Below are 15,228 nucleotides of genomic sequence, written 5' to 3'. Positions count from 1 at the left end.
TCAATACCTCTCGTTGGGTGCCAGTTCTTTGGCCTCGAATTCTTGTGTCGTGTAGCCGGGGTACAGAATCAGATCATCTGCATCCGGCTGGGTTGTGTCCGCTTCATTGCGGCTTTTGATCCAGCTTGTGTGACCCAGCTGCGTCGTGCCGCCCAGCGATGCGCGGGGCACTTCGTCACCGGCCAGAACCAGATTGATCTCCCAATCCAGAGTGTCGCCGACATAGGTGCGTAGGATCGCCTCTAACCGCTGCTGCGACAGGCCGCCGGGAAGCAGGCGTTTGTAGTCTTCTAGTGAAACCGGCCCTATCCGGATTCGAAATTTGGCCGACCGAGACCAAACCCGGCTCCCGATGCTGGTTGACTGTCCCAGACGAGCGGGCCCACCCAGTTGCCAGGTATCATCGGGCTCAAGTTCCAACCAGGATCCTACAAATTGTTGGATGTGTGCCTCGACGCCGAAATAGTCGGACAGTATCGCGATTAGACCTTCAGCTGTCTTGGTGCCCGATCCCAGATGCCCAGCGAAAAATCGGCGTAGAATGTCCGACATCGCATCGCGATCTACGAACGACTGCCCTTTAAAACCGGCCAAAGCAGCCACCCGCTGTTCGAACGGATCATCCCCACGATCAAAGCTGGGGGCCGGTTCGGCTGCTGACCATGCGCGGTACAGCAAGCTCATCATTCGGTGCGTCAGCATGTCGGCAAAAGCGACAAAAGTAGGATCGCGGTGATTACGTTGCCGGTCGCGGGCAAATTCCGTCAAGTGCAACGGCAAAGGGCCTTGCGGGCCGAAGAATCCAAAGAATAGGTTGTTCAGCTTGCCGGGTGCGTTTTCTGACGCCGGTTCAAAACGGGTTAGAGTATTGGGAGGAAAGGCCAGTGACACATCCTGCCCCAACCGCACTTTGTCTTCGCGCGGACGGCGGGATTCGCCCAACCTCGGTGCATCGGAATAATGCGCCTCGATCACCCGAAGTGCCTGAAAGACATGATGCCTTTCAGGGTCTGCCGCCAGCGCGGCAAGCAGGCTCAAATGATCCTGCCCAGGCCGGCTGCTGGTCGCCATCTGGCAATCTCTCCTCGTCTTTCGGTTTTCAGAACGGTTTCCGTGAAACTGTTGATCGTCGTATATTTACGGAAGAACCGTTCAAGCACGGCACCCAGAACATATACGCTGGTGCCTTCGTAAAAGCTTTCATCAAACCCCAACGTGATCTCCAGACCGCGCACGGCTGTGCTGAGCACTTCGTCGCTCATCCGACGCACGATTGGGCGACTGGTAACAGACGCCACGCCTTCCAACTGTTTTTCGGTCACCCGATTTCCCAGAGGAGCATAGATCCCCAACAACTCGCGCAGCGCGCCTGCACCGCCTTCCGCGCCATCACCAGAGATCGAAAGATAGTTCAGACTCAAATGGCTGATTAATTTCCAGGCTGCATCCCCCTGAGCCAACGTCGCATGAGGTCGAGTTGGGGTTACGGGTGTGCGTACCGATTTTACTGGCCCACCTTCTGGCAAATGGAACACATCTGTCCCTCCCGCCGCAAGCAGCATAGGAAGATCCCGGTTCGAGCACAGCGCCTCAACCGCCAACTGGTCAAGCGATCCGGGGTAAGGAGCCTGAGCCCGATCTACCAGCGTCAGATACACTTCAGAGCCCAGATAAGATGTGCGAACTCCGCGCAACCGTTCTTTTTCATTCCGTTGCCGCATCCGACGCTTGACCGTGTAATAGGCCGAGTGGTTATCGCCCGCAGCTGTCAGATCGGTGTCGCTGTAGAACGGGCGGAAAGGAATGTCCCCTTCTTCATCGGACTGAATCCCGGTCACGCGATCAATCGAAAATATCTCATAATCCAAACCAGCTGTCCGGTTCGGCACAACATGGTGCTCGGCGTCCATTTGCGTGATATGAACCCGGTCACATCGGCGGTGAAACAGATTGACAGCCGGAACTGTGTTCAGCGCAAATGCCGCAGGCGTAACCGCCGGAGCGACATCGCGCATCCCGTCCTGCAGCAGGATATAAATATCAACATCACTGCCCGCCGACTGTTTCAAAGCCTGTTGCAAGCCGGTCAATTCGACGAACAGGAAACGTTCGGGCATTGCGAAATATTCCTGCAACAGACGATAGCCGTCAAAGGATTGGCGCGGTGTCGGCAGCAAAGCTTCGTCAGGCTCGAACCCTTTAGGGATAACATCTGCCTGGTTTAGGCGAACGGTCCAGTCCGCACGCCGATCTGTCGACCGCCCTGTCAGGCCTACGCATTGAGTCGCCAGCAATTCATGAAGCGCCCATGCCTTGCCGCTCTGGGTGTCCAGATGCAGCACAAGATCGTCCAAACCCAGTTCTGCCATAGGTTCGCCGTCGGTGCGTCTCAAACGCAACCGGATGCCAGCCCGGGCGTCAGTTTCCTTGGCCACACCTGCTGCGACCAGTTCACCGCGCCCGTCAATGTATTCGGCTTCGGTAATCTCAATCGGCCACAGTGTCATGTCGGCCGAGGTCCTGAATTCACACGCGGTCTGCTCTCCCTCCGCCAAGTATGAACGCAACGTCGCACCACGTGGAATCGTATAGCCCTCTTTGAGGGCGGCATTACCAACGTCCGGTTCAAACTGCGCAATCATCATGGATGGAGTCGGCGCCAGATAATGCGGATAGACAATTTCCAGAAGGTTCGACGTGAATGTCGGGAACTGCATTTCCAGTTCCAACTGCACGCGCGCCGCCAGAAAAGCGCTACCCTCTAGCAGGCGTTCTACATAGGGATCGACAACTTCGATCCCTTCCATCCCCAGACGGGACGCGATCTTGGGATAAGCGGCAGCGAACTCTGCCCCCATTTCGCGAAGAAAGGCAAGTTCAGTTTCGTAGTGTTTGAGCAGGCGGGTATCCATCGCACTAACTCCGCTCGATCGCGACTTCGCCGGTCGTAATATCAACGCGACTGCGTAGGTAGAGCTCCAAAGGCATCGGCTGAGCCCACATTACAGCGCGAATATCGTATTCTACATGCATTTCGCCCGATCCTTTTTCGGACCGCAAATCAACCGAGACCGAGCCCTTCATAATACGAGGTTCGAATACCTCGATCGAATCCGCGATAGAGCGTTGGATTCGCTGGGCTTGTCGCAGTGTTGAAAACGACCCCGAGCTTTCGCGGATGCCGTAATTTAGAACAGATTTCGACGCGTAGGGATAAGTATCTTCGTCAATCAGATCGGATTGATCTGTGGTATTGAGCAACAAGGACAGATCACGCTGAATGATTTCTCTCAGGCGGCCCACGTCGATCACACGAGAGTCGCGCCCTTCCTTTTTCTGATCCGGCGCGTCGTCCGTCAGCCGATCCAGAAGCGAAGGCTGCAAGCGTTCGGCAAGGGTCTTCTCAGCCATCTCCCGCCGTTTCCCCGGCCGCGGCGGCCACGTTCAGTACCAATTCGCGCACATCCAACAAAGCAATATCGGATTTGTCCGTGGTCAGTATGCGCTGACCCAGGCCGGTAAAGGTATCAGATCCCGCATCGACCCAACTTGTCGCGCGCGCCAACCGAGCGGCATCGTCTCCGTGTTCTGTCGTGCCCGGGTATCGGGTAGGGATCAACGCCGCAATTTCTCCACCACTGGCAACAGTCAAAGTGCAGGCCGTCCAGACGGCGTCACGCAGGTCGCTGGGTGGTTCGATTTCAAGTCGAGCAATCTGAGCAAACGGGAGCCAGAAATAGCGCCCGTTCACAATAACCTCCAGCACCGGACCCAGACGCATGTCAGCATCCGCGATCCATTCGAACGTTTCGCCATTCACGGTACCTGACGTTGCGGGGGCCGCGTCGAAGGCTTTCGCCCGCATCTCGGCAGCTTGTTCAAGGTTCCCACCCGCGGTCAACTTCTGGGCTTCAATCAGATGCGCCAGCCATTCTTCGGGCTCGCCAAAGATCATCGGAGTTTTCTCGGCCGCAAAGACCTTTTCGCGATACACTTCGCAAATGATGGCCTCGCGATAGGTCTTGGCCATCATTGTGGCCGCCTCATCCATTTCCGCGCTCAGCTTCAGTTGAGTGATCGCGCGTTTCCAATCACCCATGACGCAAAGTAATTGAAACAGGAAAATTCGTAGCTTTGCATCGGCTGGATTTGCCCGGATTTTATCTTGCAGCGCAGTTAGCGTGGCAGTCAGATCGCCTGTTCTTAGATGTTCTTCTGGCGTCATGAAGCCCTCGCGTCGTCAGGATGTTAAAAAAGGAAACAGCCTTGGCGGGGAATATACCGCCAAGGCCAATTTTTTTCTCCAAAAATCAGCTGACGTCGCCGGTTTCCAGATTCCACTTGAACTCGTTGCAGTCGCTGAGCTTGCCGGTTTTGAAATCGGCGATCTTGTACTTGATCGAGATGCCGCGATACGCGACGGTCCACTGTTCTGATGGAATCGATTCTTCGCCGCCAGACACAGAATAGCTGTCAACGATGGCATCACGCAGTGTGAAGATCAGATATGGCTCCATTCCTTTCTTTTCATCATCACCGGAACGGCACAGATGAATGGTCATCTCACCGTTGGACTTGCCCGAAGCAACATAGGTCATGAGTTTTGCCGAGGCTTTGCTGAGCTCGGTGCTCAGCGTGACTTTGCCGAAATTTGCATTCGCATAACCACGCTGGGTGGTGCCCATGTCGCCCATATCCAGGGTGCGCGCGACCTCCCAGCTGATCTCTTTACAAGCGATCCAATCGGTATGTTGTTTTTCCCTGGCCTCACCGGGGAAGTCCATCTTGATGAATACGTTTTCCATTTTACCTTCCTTCAAGGGCTAATGATGACACTGAGATATTCGAGGTTTGAAATGGCGGCAGTGAAGCACTTCACCCGCCGCCACATTTTTTTTTCGGTTTAACCGGCTTTTTCCGACGGAAGTTTCGAAACTAGGCGCAGAGACACCGATAGCCCCTCAAGCTGGTAGTGTGGGCGTAAGAAAAACTTGGACGTGTAGTATCCGGGGTTCCCTTCTACGTCCTCAACAACAACCTCGGCGGAAGCCAGCGGTTTGCGCGCCTTCTCAGCTTCAGCAGAAATATCAGCGTTGAAGTCAACATACTGGTTGATCCAGTCCTGCAACCAGGATTCCATATCCTGACGGCTTTTGAACGAACCAACTTTGTCCCGCACCATGCATTTTAGGTAGTGAGCAAACCGGCAGGTCGCAAACAGATATGGCAGACGAGCAGCCAGATTGGCGTTCGCGGTCGCGTCAGCATCGTCATACTCGGCGGGTTTATGCAGCGATTGCGCACCGATGAAGGTGGCAGCGTCGCTGTTTTTACGGTGGATCAACGGCATCATGCCATTCTTGGCCAGTTCCGCTTCGCGCCGGTCCGAAATCGCAATCTCGGTTGGGCATTTCATGTCAACGCCACCGTCGTCGGTCGGGAAGGTGTGCGCTGGCAGGCCCTCAACGGTACCGCCGCTTTCCACACCGCGGATCCGCGAGCACCAACCATATTCCTTGAAAGACCGATTGATGTTTACCGCCATGCCATAGGCCGCATTCACCCAGCTATAGCTGTCGCTATTCGCACCGGTGGTGTCTTCCTCAAAGGCGAACTCCTCGACCGGTTCGGTTTTGGAACCATAAGGCAGACGCCCCAAGAAGCGCGGCATGGCCAGGCCCACATATTTGGAATCTTCACTTTCACGCAGAGACCGCCAAGCAGCATATTCCGGGGTCTGGAAGATCTTGGTCAGGTCGCGCGGGTTAGCCAATTCTGACCAGCTGTCCATCTGGAACAGGCTGGGCTTGGCACCGGTGATAAGCGGCGCATGGGCAGCAGCGGCAATCTTCGACATTTCACCCAACAGTTCGATATCCTGCGGGCTGTGATCGAAATGATAGTCTGCAACCAATGAGCCATAAGGCTCACCACCAAACTGGCCAAACTCTTCTTCGTAGAGCTTCTTGAAGATCGGCGACTGATCCCACGCGGTACCTTTGAACTTGCGCAAAGTCTTGTGCATGTCCTTTTTCGAGATGTTCATCACGCGGATTTTCAGCATCTCATCGGTTTCGGTGTTGTTCACCAGATAGTGCAGACCACGCCACGCGCTTTCCATCTGCTGGAAATCGGCATGGTGCAAGATCAGGTTAACCTGTTCGGTCAACTTCTTGTCGATTTCAGCAATGATGCCTTCGATCGAGCGCAGCGCATCGTCCGAAATAAGGCCGGTGTTGGCCAGGGCCTGTTCGGCCAGTGTCTTCACTGCGCTTTCAACGGCAGTCTTGGCCTGGTCCGATTTCGGGCGAAATTCCTTGGTCAGCAGAGCTTCGAACTCGGATGATCCAAATGCGGTTGCGCCTTCGGCGGCTTCTACCTTGGCTTCTTCATCGGCCATCTTTTACTCCTCCTCAGCAGCGTCGTTGCCCGGCTTGGGCTGGGCTGCCAGTGTCTTTAGCAGGCTGGGATCCTGCATAATTTTTGAAATCAGATCCTCGGCCCCGGTTTTGCCATCCATATAGGTCATGAGGTTGGACAATTGTGTGCGTGCATCCAACAGCTCTTTCAGCGGTTCGACCTTGGCCGCGATCGCGGCCGGGCTGAAATCATCCATGCTTTCAAAGGTGATATCTACTGCCAGATTGCCTTCGCCTGTCAGGGTGTTGGGCACCGTGAACGCAGCGCGCGGCGCCATCGATTTCATCCGGTCGTCGAAATTGTCTACATCAATTTCCAGGAATTTCCGGTCCGCAACGGCGGGCTGCTCGACCTCGGATTTGCCAGCCAGATCGCTCATGACGCCCATGACAAACGGCAACTGTACTTTCTTCTCGGCTCCATAAAGCTCGACATCATATTCGATCTGAACTCTCGGAGCCCTGTTCCGGGCTATGAATTTTTGTGAACTGTCAGCCATCTGTTGCTCCTCGACTCATCCGTCAGCTTTTTGTTTCGATCCACGTTCCAGCGCTATCGCCGGAAACGTATCAAAATCCATCGTCATCATCATCTTTCAATCCGCCGATCTGGCGCACTTCGTCTAGACCCTCTTTGGCCATATCTTCGATAATCGTCATAAAATCTGCATTCACAAGCCGCTTTGCCCGTTCCAACAAAATCGGTAGCGGGCTGGAAGGTTCGCAGCGCGCATAATAATCCATAATGCGTTCCAACATTCGGGTAACGTCTTCGGGCGAGTTGACCGCACCACCGCCTGCGGGCGCAGCAGCTGGTCTTGATCCTGATTTAGCCGCGGGTGCATCCATTTCGTCCACGTCGTCATCTGCGGTGTCACCGACATCAGCGTAACGGGACATCGCCTGCTTGATGCTCTTCAATGCGTCAATCAAAGGGTCCAGATTCGGGCCTTCTCCCGGGGTCTTGTCAGCAAAGACAGCATCGATAGAGTTTACATTCTCAAGCGCTGATGCAACCGCTTCCGCGTTGGCGGAAAGTGTTTCTTCATCAGTATCCTTGAAAGCGGCGGCAACGCTGTTTTCGTCCGGGATGTCGTCCAGATCGGCCGGCATGTTTATGCGGCCATCGACAACATCTAGATGACGTAGGGTGATGCGTCCGAAAGTTCGGCTTTCCGTCAAGCCAGTGCGACGTAGCGCTCGTACCATACGTTCAGTCGAGGCCAGACCACGCACCGCGTTGATCCGCATCGTCGCGTCGCCATCATCTTCGTCCAACTCAGGGTGGCAAGTATCCCAGAATTCATCCAGCAGAGATCTGACGTAATTTATCGAAGCTGAAAATTCAGTAAGACCCTTTGTATGCAAAACCGCTTCGGCCAGGTAGATCGCGGCGCGCAAATCATGGCTCTGTTCCATAACCGCTAGCGCTTTGGCCTCGACATCAGCCCAATCTTGTTCTTCAGCGGCGACGACCTCGTCGCCCATCTGACGTTCTTCCCCTGGCTGAGCCGCGATCTCAAGATCAGTAAATGCCGGATCATATTCCAGGTTTTCACCACTTGGCTGATCTTCGCTTCTAGGCTCCAGATAAGATGATAGTTCCATACTCTCCCCAATAACGTGGCGGTTGTCTGCCGCTTGTCCGTTTGTTGGCACCGCTTAACGTGATATTCCCGACAACCGATATGAACTACTTCACACGATGACAAAGCTTGCAAACATTTCGCGCTTTACGCGCAGTCATTGTTATGAATCAGCCCCATACCAGGCCCAAAGTCAAACCTAATAAATACGTTTTTTTTACGACATGGTTTGGCCGCTACGTCGATAAGGCACGCTTTTTTCGTTTCGCAGACGAAGTTAGATGCCGAGGACTAAAATTTCCTCTTCTCGCATGCAGTCCGATGCTGCAATGATCATGAAAGGTCCGAACCCGATCGAGCGGACCCTGGCACACCGTCTTCACAGACGACGCCTGCGGACGACTAGGAGAAACCGGCAATCGAGAACGGGAATAAAATGAAAACAGGGATATTTGCAGTCATTGCACTGACACTTGCAGCCATGATGGCGCAGGCTAACGAAGGTAAACTGTCCATTGAGTTGAACAAGTTTGAAACTGGCGAGGCTGGGGGCTGCCGTGCTTTCTTTTTGTTTCGCAACCAGACCGGTAACAGCTTTGAAGAATTTGAAATGTCACTGGCGATCCTCGACGGCGACGGAGTGATCGATCGCTTGCTGTCCATCGACGCAGCCCCCCTACCGGTACAACGGACCGTTCTAAAGCTCTTTGAGATTCCCGAGATTGATTGCTCAGATATTTCCGAGGTGCTTTTACACGACCTGCCCGCGTGCAAACCTCAGAACGAAAACCCTGTGGATTGCTTCCCGCTATTAGCGTTGGACAGCAAGACAACAGCGAATCTGGCGCAATAAGCCATGCCGGGGTTGGAAAATCTGGGCACCGGAGGCCCAATCATCGTCCTTCTTGGCCTACTGTCCTTGCTGTCGCTGACAGTGATCGTGGTCAAGGTTATCAGGCTCGCGCCGGTACGCGCTGGAGGGCCCGCTCGGGACGCGGCATTTGTCCAATGGTCGGTCGGAGACAAAAAATCTGCGCAACAGGCCGTCGCCGCAGGTAAATCACCGGCGGACCGTGTTTGTGCCTATGCCATGCAAGCGCTTATCGATGGCTTCAAAGGGCCTGCGCTGATGGCCGAGCTGACGCGTCGCGGCAATCAAGAATTCGCCGTAATGAACAGCTGGATTCGCGTTTTAGAATTAATCGCCATGATCTCACCTTTGCTGGGGCTATTAGGCACAGTGACCGGAATGATTCAGTCGTTTCAGGAATTGGAGCTGGCGCAGGGTGCGGCTAACGCCTCGGTTCTGGCGGGTGGTATCTGGCAGGCGCTGTTGACGACCGCTGCCGGGTTGTTGGTCGCCATTCCAGCTGCCATCGGAGCCTCTTTGCTGTCTGGACGTGCCGAAGCAGGGGCGCAGTCCATAGAGAACGCTGTTGGCAATCTGATGGTGCTTGAGGAGCGCGGCGCGCATTAAGGACGCTTCGATGTACAGCGATATCAGCCTGAACAGACGCAAGCCGACCCGGCCATTGATCTCTCTGGTTCCGATGATCGACGTAATGTTGATCCTGCTGGTGTTCTTCATGGTCACGTCGACTTATCTGAACCTAGACATGATTCCGGCGCTGGCACAGTCCAACCGCCCGGTCCCCTCGCAGGCAGCCAAAACCGAAACTGTATCCGAAACACTGCTTATTCGCATCGGAACAGACGGTTCCCCCTTTCATCAAGGTAAGGATTTCACCCGGGACGAACTGATCAGCTTGCTGACAGTCCGCCTTAATCGGAACCCTGCGCTTCGGGTCATCATACTGCCGACCGGAGGTGCTCGACTACAGTCGCTTGTAACTGTCATGGATATTGTCACAAGCGCTGGGGTCGTGAACATGCGCGTGGTCCGACTGGAGGCCCGCCAGTGAGGATATCTCGCCCTGCTCGTCGCCATCACCCCGAGACGATCATCGCCCTGATCGATGTGGTGTTCTTCCTGCTGGTCTTTTTTATGTTGATCGGTCGCATGGACGCCACTGCGCCGTTTGATGTAACCCCACCAACGGCCCTGACCGGGGCGGACATGCCAGCGGGAGGCATCACGTTATCCGTAGCGGCCGATGGGACGATGGCGCTAGACGGCGAAGAGGTATTTCTGCAAGACATTGATCGGCGCATTCAGTCCCAACTGGAGGCCGATCCAGACATTCTGATCCGGATCAACGCGCATCGCGACGCTGCATTACGCGACATCCTGCCCCGGATCGCCCAATTCGAGGCGATGGGTGCACGCGACGTAGTTCTGGTGGTGACACCTCCGGGGCCTGCACGGTGATCAAGGGGCCGTTCATATGGGGGGTTGGGTTAGTCTGCTCGCTTGCCCTTCATGTCGGCGGCGCTCTGGCCCTGATTTGGAGTGTTGAGCCAGACCCGGTGACGGAGCAGCCCGTGCCCGAGACCCGGATGCAATTGTCCGCCCATCAGGTCAAACAAAGCGAGGCTATCGAAGCACGACCGGAAGTCGAGGCTGCGCCGACAACGGATGCAATTGGGGCGCAGCTGGATCAAAGCGCGATACATCAATCGACCGCAGCTTCGAAGCAACTCCCACAGCAGACGCTTGCGGCAACCCAGGCGAAACCGGATGCTCTGGCACCGCTTGAAAATTTGGCCAAGCCGATACAGCAAGTCACCGGCGCACCTCAGCCCTTACAAGCCGCAGCAGTGTCACCATCTCGGTTGGTCCCAGCTACTTTGCAAGCGAATCCGATCCTTTCAAGCTCACCGCAATTGCAAGCTTTGCCCCCCAAACCTCCAAAACAGGAACTGGCCCAGCCTGTTAGACCCCAACCCGACGCCCTAAAGCAGAAAGTCCCTGATATCCCTCCCACCAACGCGTCCGAGGTATTTTCAACCACGGGCAATGAACCGATCGACCCCGTCTCTCTGGCGGCGATCCAAAGTTTCATGCGACCCGAAGACGCCGGGAATAGCGCTCAGAATCTGCGGGATGGAATCGATGGGCTGCTGGCGCAAATCCCGTGTGCGCGGTTGCAAGTTCAATTTCAACCCGACACCAACACATTGCAGGTCATCGGTCATATCCCCGAAGACGGATTGCGCAATCCTGTACTGACAGCCCTTCAGGCACAAATGGGAAACAACATACGGGTTGACGACAAGCTTCACATCCTACCTCGCCCACAATGTGGCGCGCTCAGTGGCATCGCGGATGTCGGATTGCCGCAATCTACAGATCAAATCACCAATCCGCTTCTCATCGGAAAGGACATTCATGCGCGCGAATTTCACTATGTTAAAGGACAGCAGCTGATATTGGACCTGACTGGGGCGGATTACGACGCTTATGTCTATGTCGATTATTTCGATGCCGAAGGTCAGGTGATCCACCTCAGGCCAAACGTGTCAACTCCAATGGCCCCAACGCCTGCAAACGCTGCTTTGCAGATCGGCGCAGCGAAACAGGGTGACGCGGGCCTCTTTGTTACGATAGGGCCACCTTATGGGCAGGAAATAGCCGTCGCCTTCGCAGCGTCGGAACCGCTGTATCAAGACGATCGACCGTTGGTTGAACCTGCCGTGGGATATCTGAATTTCCTGAAATCACGAATTGCCGAAGCACGCAAAAGCAACCCGAACTTCAAAGGAGAATGGGTTTACTTCTTCATCACTACGACCGAGCGGTAGACATCGTCTTTTTCCATAAGAGTTAATTGAGGCACATATCGATGGATATGTTTCGTATCTGCCACAAACCTACGCCTTGGCAGGTGCGCGGATACTCGCTGTCACCGCAAAACACGGATCTGTTTGCACGGCAAGATTGCAACATAACTTCTGATGTGATGCAGATTACAGTCTGAGCCTAGGTTGTGTGGCAAACAACAATAGACAGAGAGAGTTTACCAGGCGTAAGCTTGGAGATGAAATTGATTAGTTCAGAGAGTTGGGAGGCTATTATGGCCCGAGTTTCACTGCCAATACTATTGTCGTGTACGTTCATTTTGGCAGGGTGCGAACTGCCGTGGACGGCAGAGACACAAACCGTTCCATCAAGCCCCGCAACACAACCTGTTTCAGCGGCTTCGCCAACACCTACCCAAGTGTCGGCCCCAGTGGTCCAAACTGCTCCCGCACCAACCGAAAGCACGTTGGTCTCCGGCGAAGAGCGCCAAGGCGACGGAGGTGGCGATAGCGGTGGAGGAAATGATGGCGGTGGCGGCAGTGGCGGCGGCGGTGGAACCGGCGGCGGCGGCGGCGGTAGCTGGAACTAGCGCAGGGATATAAAATATGTTGAAGCGTAGTCTGCTAGGCGCGCTCTTCGGAGGCACAGTCGCTTTGTCTGCGGCAAGCGACTCTGTTTGGGCGCAATCAAGTTCTGAGAGCACAGCGCAGATTACTGAAGCGCCTCGGATTGCAATTGTGATTGGCAATCAGGATTACTCCGAAGTCGTCGACCTTGCGAATGCACAAAAAGATGCAGAAGACATTGCTGCTCTGTTACGGGAATTCAACTTTAAGGTTTACGACGGATACAATCTTGAAAAGCGAGAATTCGAGGAGCTACTTCGAACTGCGGTTTTAAACATTCCTGATTCAGCTAACGTCCTATTTTATTATGCTGGCCATGGCATTCAGATTGGGCGACGCAACTACCTGTTACCGGTCGATGCAAAATTCGAAAGCATCTACGACGTTCCTTTGGCCACGATGACACTGGACCGGATTATCGACACATTGTCCGCCAGAAGTTCAGCCCATGTGGCGATCCTTGATTCATGCCGGGACAATCCGTTCAGCGATATCAGGTTGGCAGCGGATCTTGATGCAAACCTGTTCGAAACGCGACCAGGCTTTGATGTTTTTAGCACGCCTTTGAATTCACTGGTCGCATATTCGACCTCACCGGGTGCCGTCGCCAGCGATGGCGACATCGGCCAGAACAGCCCCTACACTTCAGCCGTATTAGAAGCTGCACGGGCCACTCCATATGAAAACATCCAACAATTGTTCCCGGTCATCCGGGAACGTGTCCACCAGGCGACGGGTGGGCGGCAAATACCGTGGGAAAGCTCTACGCTGGTGAAACCTTTTTACCTGGCTCAACACCAGGTTGAACAGCAACCCCAGGCCGTTCCGAGCGAAACCAGCCAGTCGCTGGACCTCGTTCAGCAGTTCGACAAAAGCATTCCGCTGATCCAAACGTTGTCGCAGGCGCTCGGGACCGAAATCACTGATGTTCAGATTGTCGAACGCCCTGAACAAGGTGTAATCGCGCTGGAAGATACTCAGCAAACCGCCTCGATTTCATATGCTCCTGAAATTTCAGATGTCCGTGCGGTCGAGATAAGCAATAATGGCGTTCGGGACAGTTTTAGCGTTGAAGTAGTCACCTCCGATCAGGAACGCAAACGCGTCGACGTCTCATTGCAGCTGGACATTAACGCATGTGACATCGAAGCAGGTGATGCACTTGATCTCAATGGTGTCGGTGTATTTCGCCTTCCAAACGAACTGGACATCCCGGCTGGCCTGAAGGCGTGTGGCACAGCTGTCGCCGAATATCCCGGTAATGCCCGTTTTCGATATCAGCTTGGGCGGGTGCAACAGGCCGCCGGGCAACTGGTAGATGCACATGCCAATATATCTGCGGCGGCACAAGCTGGCCACATACGGGCGAAATTTGCCTTGGCCATGCTACTCGACTCGGAACGGATCGACCGTGGTGTAACCAAGATTCCGTATGACCCTCAACAAGCGCTCAGCCTGCTGGAACAGGGCACCGCCGAACAAGACCCGTACGCCATGCACCGCCTTGGGAAGAAGCTGCTACGAGAAGGAGATACCCAACAGGAAAAGAGCCGTGGGTTTGAGCTTCTTGAGCGTGCAGTTGAACTTGGACACACCTTTTCGATGAACGAGCTTGGACTGTATTTCCTGCGGGAAGACTCGGCGCATTACATACCGGAGAGAGGCATGCGATATCTCCGGGCGTCTGAATTGCGAAAAGACATCTATGGCTACGACAACCTCGCCTACGTCGCACTGCTTGGCCTCGGCGGAAACCCTGTCGACTATGACAAGGCATTGCAATATTTCATGGCAGCCTCCGAAGGCGGTCACCCAACTGCACCGGCCAGCATCGCGCGGATGATCTTGCGTGGCCAGCTTGAAGGCCGATCTCGCTCTGAAGCCTTGGAGTGGTATGATGTATCACTTGCAAGGGGCGATGCTTGGGGTGGGGCAAACGGCGCTTATATCATCCTCGACGGTCAGGTTTCAGGAAAAGGTCCGGCAGACGCCGCCCTCAGAGCTGCAAAAGCAGCGTTGTTGGCAGATACTGAAGCAGCCGCCCAGGCACAATCGCAGTTGGACAATGTACCACGCGAGGCCTTGGACCGTGCTCTCCAGATGGCACTGAACGAATTAGGTGAAAGTATCAAAGTAGACGGCCAGGTCGGCGCGCAGACTCTAAAATCTCTGGAAAACGCAACTGCTTTGAACAGAGTGCCCATTCCCTACGCCGCACTGGAGGATCCGAAAGAACGGCTCTTGCTAGCGGCAAGAGTGTACTGGGCCAGAAACCCGGTGCGTTTCGATTTATTTTAGCGGTATATTTTGGTTTCCATAACGATCTTGTACCAATCCTCAGCAAGAGGTTGCAAGATCCGGCGATTGTGAACCAGATTCAGAATACCTTTGTTGATGCATAAAACAGTCGCTTAACGGCACACAACTGTCAATCTACACGACTAACATCGCAGTGGCGCTGCGAGAGCTTAGTATGGTCATTCAACATAACAATCTGGGATGACGCTTAATCTCGGTAAACTTCGGTCTGCACAACAATCACTTTGGTTTCAGACCTTCAATGGAATCAATCGTTGAGTGATACGTAGACGCCACGAATTAGAGCTTCTTCGACACCGTTTAATATGAACTTCACGACTGTCAAAAGCTCAAAGCTGAGGCCGAGACCCGCCTTGATTGTAACGAGTACATCGAAGGCCAGTACAACATCTTCCGTTAGCATTCGGTTTTGGGGTGTAAATCAATGATCAATGAAGAGAGAACCGCTGAAGGGCAGGAATCTCCCAGCCCATAACTATCTGTGAATAAGGGGAAATTTAAACCATGATGTTATTTTGGTTAACCCTTGATAAGGAGGCCACCTGTCGTAGCATCGCGCCGCCGCACTTCCACATTTA

16 protein-coding genes are annotated in these 15,228 nt (G+C 54.3%); 7 read left to right on the top strand and 9 right to left on the bottom strand.

Features of this window, described 5'->3' with window-relative positions:
* The 8 genes from tssG to tssA all read right to left on the bottom strand — a co-directional run bounded on the left by tssG (window position 1) and on the right by tssA (window position 8,027).
* Complete coding sequence (tssG, locus tag ACR0IU_RS06480; protein WP_480715673.1) at window positions 1–1,071, bottom strand: type VI secretion system baseplate subunit TssG; 1,071 nt, start codon at window positions 1,069–1,071, stop codon at window positions 1–3.
* Complete coding sequence (tssF, locus tag ACR0IU_RS06475; RefSeq protein WP_480715672.1) at window positions 1,035–2,912, bottom strand: type VI secretion system baseplate subunit TssF; 1,878 nt, start codon at window positions 2,910–2,912, stop codon at window positions 1,035–1,037. The genes tssG and tssF overlap by 37 nt, the downstream gene beginning before the upstream one ends.
* Window positions 2,913–2,916: 4 nt before the next feature.
* Window positions 2,917–3,411: a type VI secretion system baseplate subunit TssE gene (gene tssE, locus ACR0IU_RS06470; protein ID WP_010443398.1), complete on the bottom strand. Its 495-nt coding sequence runs from the start codon at window positions 3,409–3,411 to the stop codon at window positions 2,917–2,919.
* The gene (locus ACR0IU_RS06465) at window positions 3,404–4,225 is read right to left on the bottom strand and encodes a type VI secretion system accessory protein TagJ (RefSeq protein ID WP_480715671.1); all 822 of its coding nucleotides are present in this window, start codon (window positions 4,223–4,225) and stop codon (window positions 3,404–3,406) included. The genes tssE and ACR0IU_RS06465 overlap by 8 nt, the downstream gene beginning before the upstream one ends.
* A gap of 85 nt (window positions 4,226–4,310) precedes the next feature.
* Window positions 4,311–4,805, bottom strand: coding sequence for an Hcp family type VI secretion system effector (locus ACR0IU_RS06460; RefSeq protein ID WP_010443396.1), 495 nt, complete (start codon window positions 4,803–4,805; stop codon window positions 4,311–4,313).
* A gap of 98 nt (window positions 4,806–4,903) precedes the next feature.
* Window positions 4,904–6,400 (bottom strand): type VI secretion system contractile sheath large subunit, encoded by a 1,497-nt coding sequence (gene tssC, locus ACR0IU_RS06455; protein ID WP_010443395.1) that lies wholly within the window; start codon window positions 6,398–6,400, stop codon window positions 4,904–4,906.
* Between the two features lie 3 nt (window positions 6,401–6,403).
* Entirely contained in the window at window positions 6,404–6,919 is a 516-nt protein-coding gene (tssB, locus tag ACR0IU_RS06450; RefSeq protein ID WP_010443394.1) for a type VI secretion system contractile sheath small subunit, read from the bottom strand.
* Window positions 6,920–6,989: 70 nt separating this feature from the next.
* Window positions 6,990–8,027 carry a type VI secretion system protein TssA gene (gene tssA, locus ACR0IU_RS06445; protein WP_480715670.1) on the bottom strand — a complete coding sequence of 346 codons (1,038 nt, stop codon included), beginning with the start codon at window positions 8,025–8,027 and terminating at the stop codon, window positions 6,990–6,992.
* 414 nt (window positions 8,028–8,441) lie between these two features.
* Between tssA and ACR0IU_RS06440 the strand changes: the two genes are divergently transcribed.
* The 7 genes from ACR0IU_RS06440 (at window position 8,442) to ACR0IU_RS06410 (ending at window position 14,629) form a co-directional block, all read left to right on the top strand.
* Window positions 8,442–8,858: a hypothetical protein gene (locus tag ACR0IU_RS06440; RefSeq protein WP_480715669.1), complete on the top strand. Its 417-nt coding sequence runs from the start codon at window positions 8,442–8,444 to the stop codon at window positions 8,856–8,858.
* A 3-nt stretch (window positions 8,859–8,861) separates the two neighbouring features.
* Entirely contained in the window at window positions 8,862–9,482 is a 621-nt protein-coding gene (locus tag ACR0IU_RS06435) for a MotA/TolQ/ExbB proton channel family protein (RefSeq protein WP_170472021.1), read from the top strand.
* A 10-nt stretch (window positions 9,483–9,492) separates the two neighbouring features.
* Entirely contained in the window at window positions 9,493–9,927 is a 435-nt protein-coding gene (locus tag ACR0IU_RS06430) for an ExbD/TolR family protein (RefSeq protein WP_480715668.1), read from the top strand.
* Window positions 9,924–10,334: an ExbD/TolR family protein gene (locus ACR0IU_RS06425; RefSeq protein WP_480715667.1), complete on the top strand. Its 411-nt coding sequence runs from the start codon at window positions 9,924–9,926 to the stop codon at window positions 10,332–10,334. Before ACR0IU_RS06430 ends, ACR0IU_RS06425 begins: the two co-directional genes overlap by 4 nt.
* On the top strand, window positions 10,331–11,707 hold the full coding sequence (locus ACR0IU_RS06420; RefSeq protein WP_480715666.1) for a DUF4384 domain-containing protein: 1,377 nt from the start codon (window positions 10,331–10,333) through the stop codon (window positions 11,705–11,707). Before ACR0IU_RS06425 ends, ACR0IU_RS06420 begins: the two co-directional genes overlap by 4 nt.
* Window positions 11,708–11,979: 272 nt before the next feature.
* The gene (locus ACR0IU_RS06415; protein WP_480715665.1) at window positions 11,980–12,294 is read left to right on the top strand and encodes a hypothetical protein; all 315 of its coding nucleotides are present in this window, start codon (window positions 11,980–11,982) and stop codon (window positions 12,292–12,294) included.
* A gap of 16 nt (window positions 12,295–12,310) precedes the next feature.
* Window positions 12,311–14,629, top strand: a complete 2,319-nt coding sequence (locus ACR0IU_RS06410; protein ID WP_170782165.1) for a caspase family protein — start codon at window positions 12,311–12,313, stop codon at window positions 14,627–14,629.
* 268 nt (window positions 14,630–14,897) lie between these two features.
* On the opposite strand, the gene ACR0IU_RS06405 is transcribed toward ACR0IU_RS06410, so the two are convergent.
* Entirely contained in the window at window positions 14,898–15,053 is a 156-nt protein-coding gene (locus ACR0IU_RS06405; RefSeq protein WP_480715664.1) for a hypothetical protein, read from the bottom strand.
* Between the last annotated feature and the right edge of the window lie 175 nt (window positions 15,054–15,228).

This window comes from Ruegeria sp. CL5, assembly GCF_056536485.1.
Note: the sequence above shows the minus strand (reverse complement) of the source record. Positions and strands in the feature narration are given on the sequence as shown.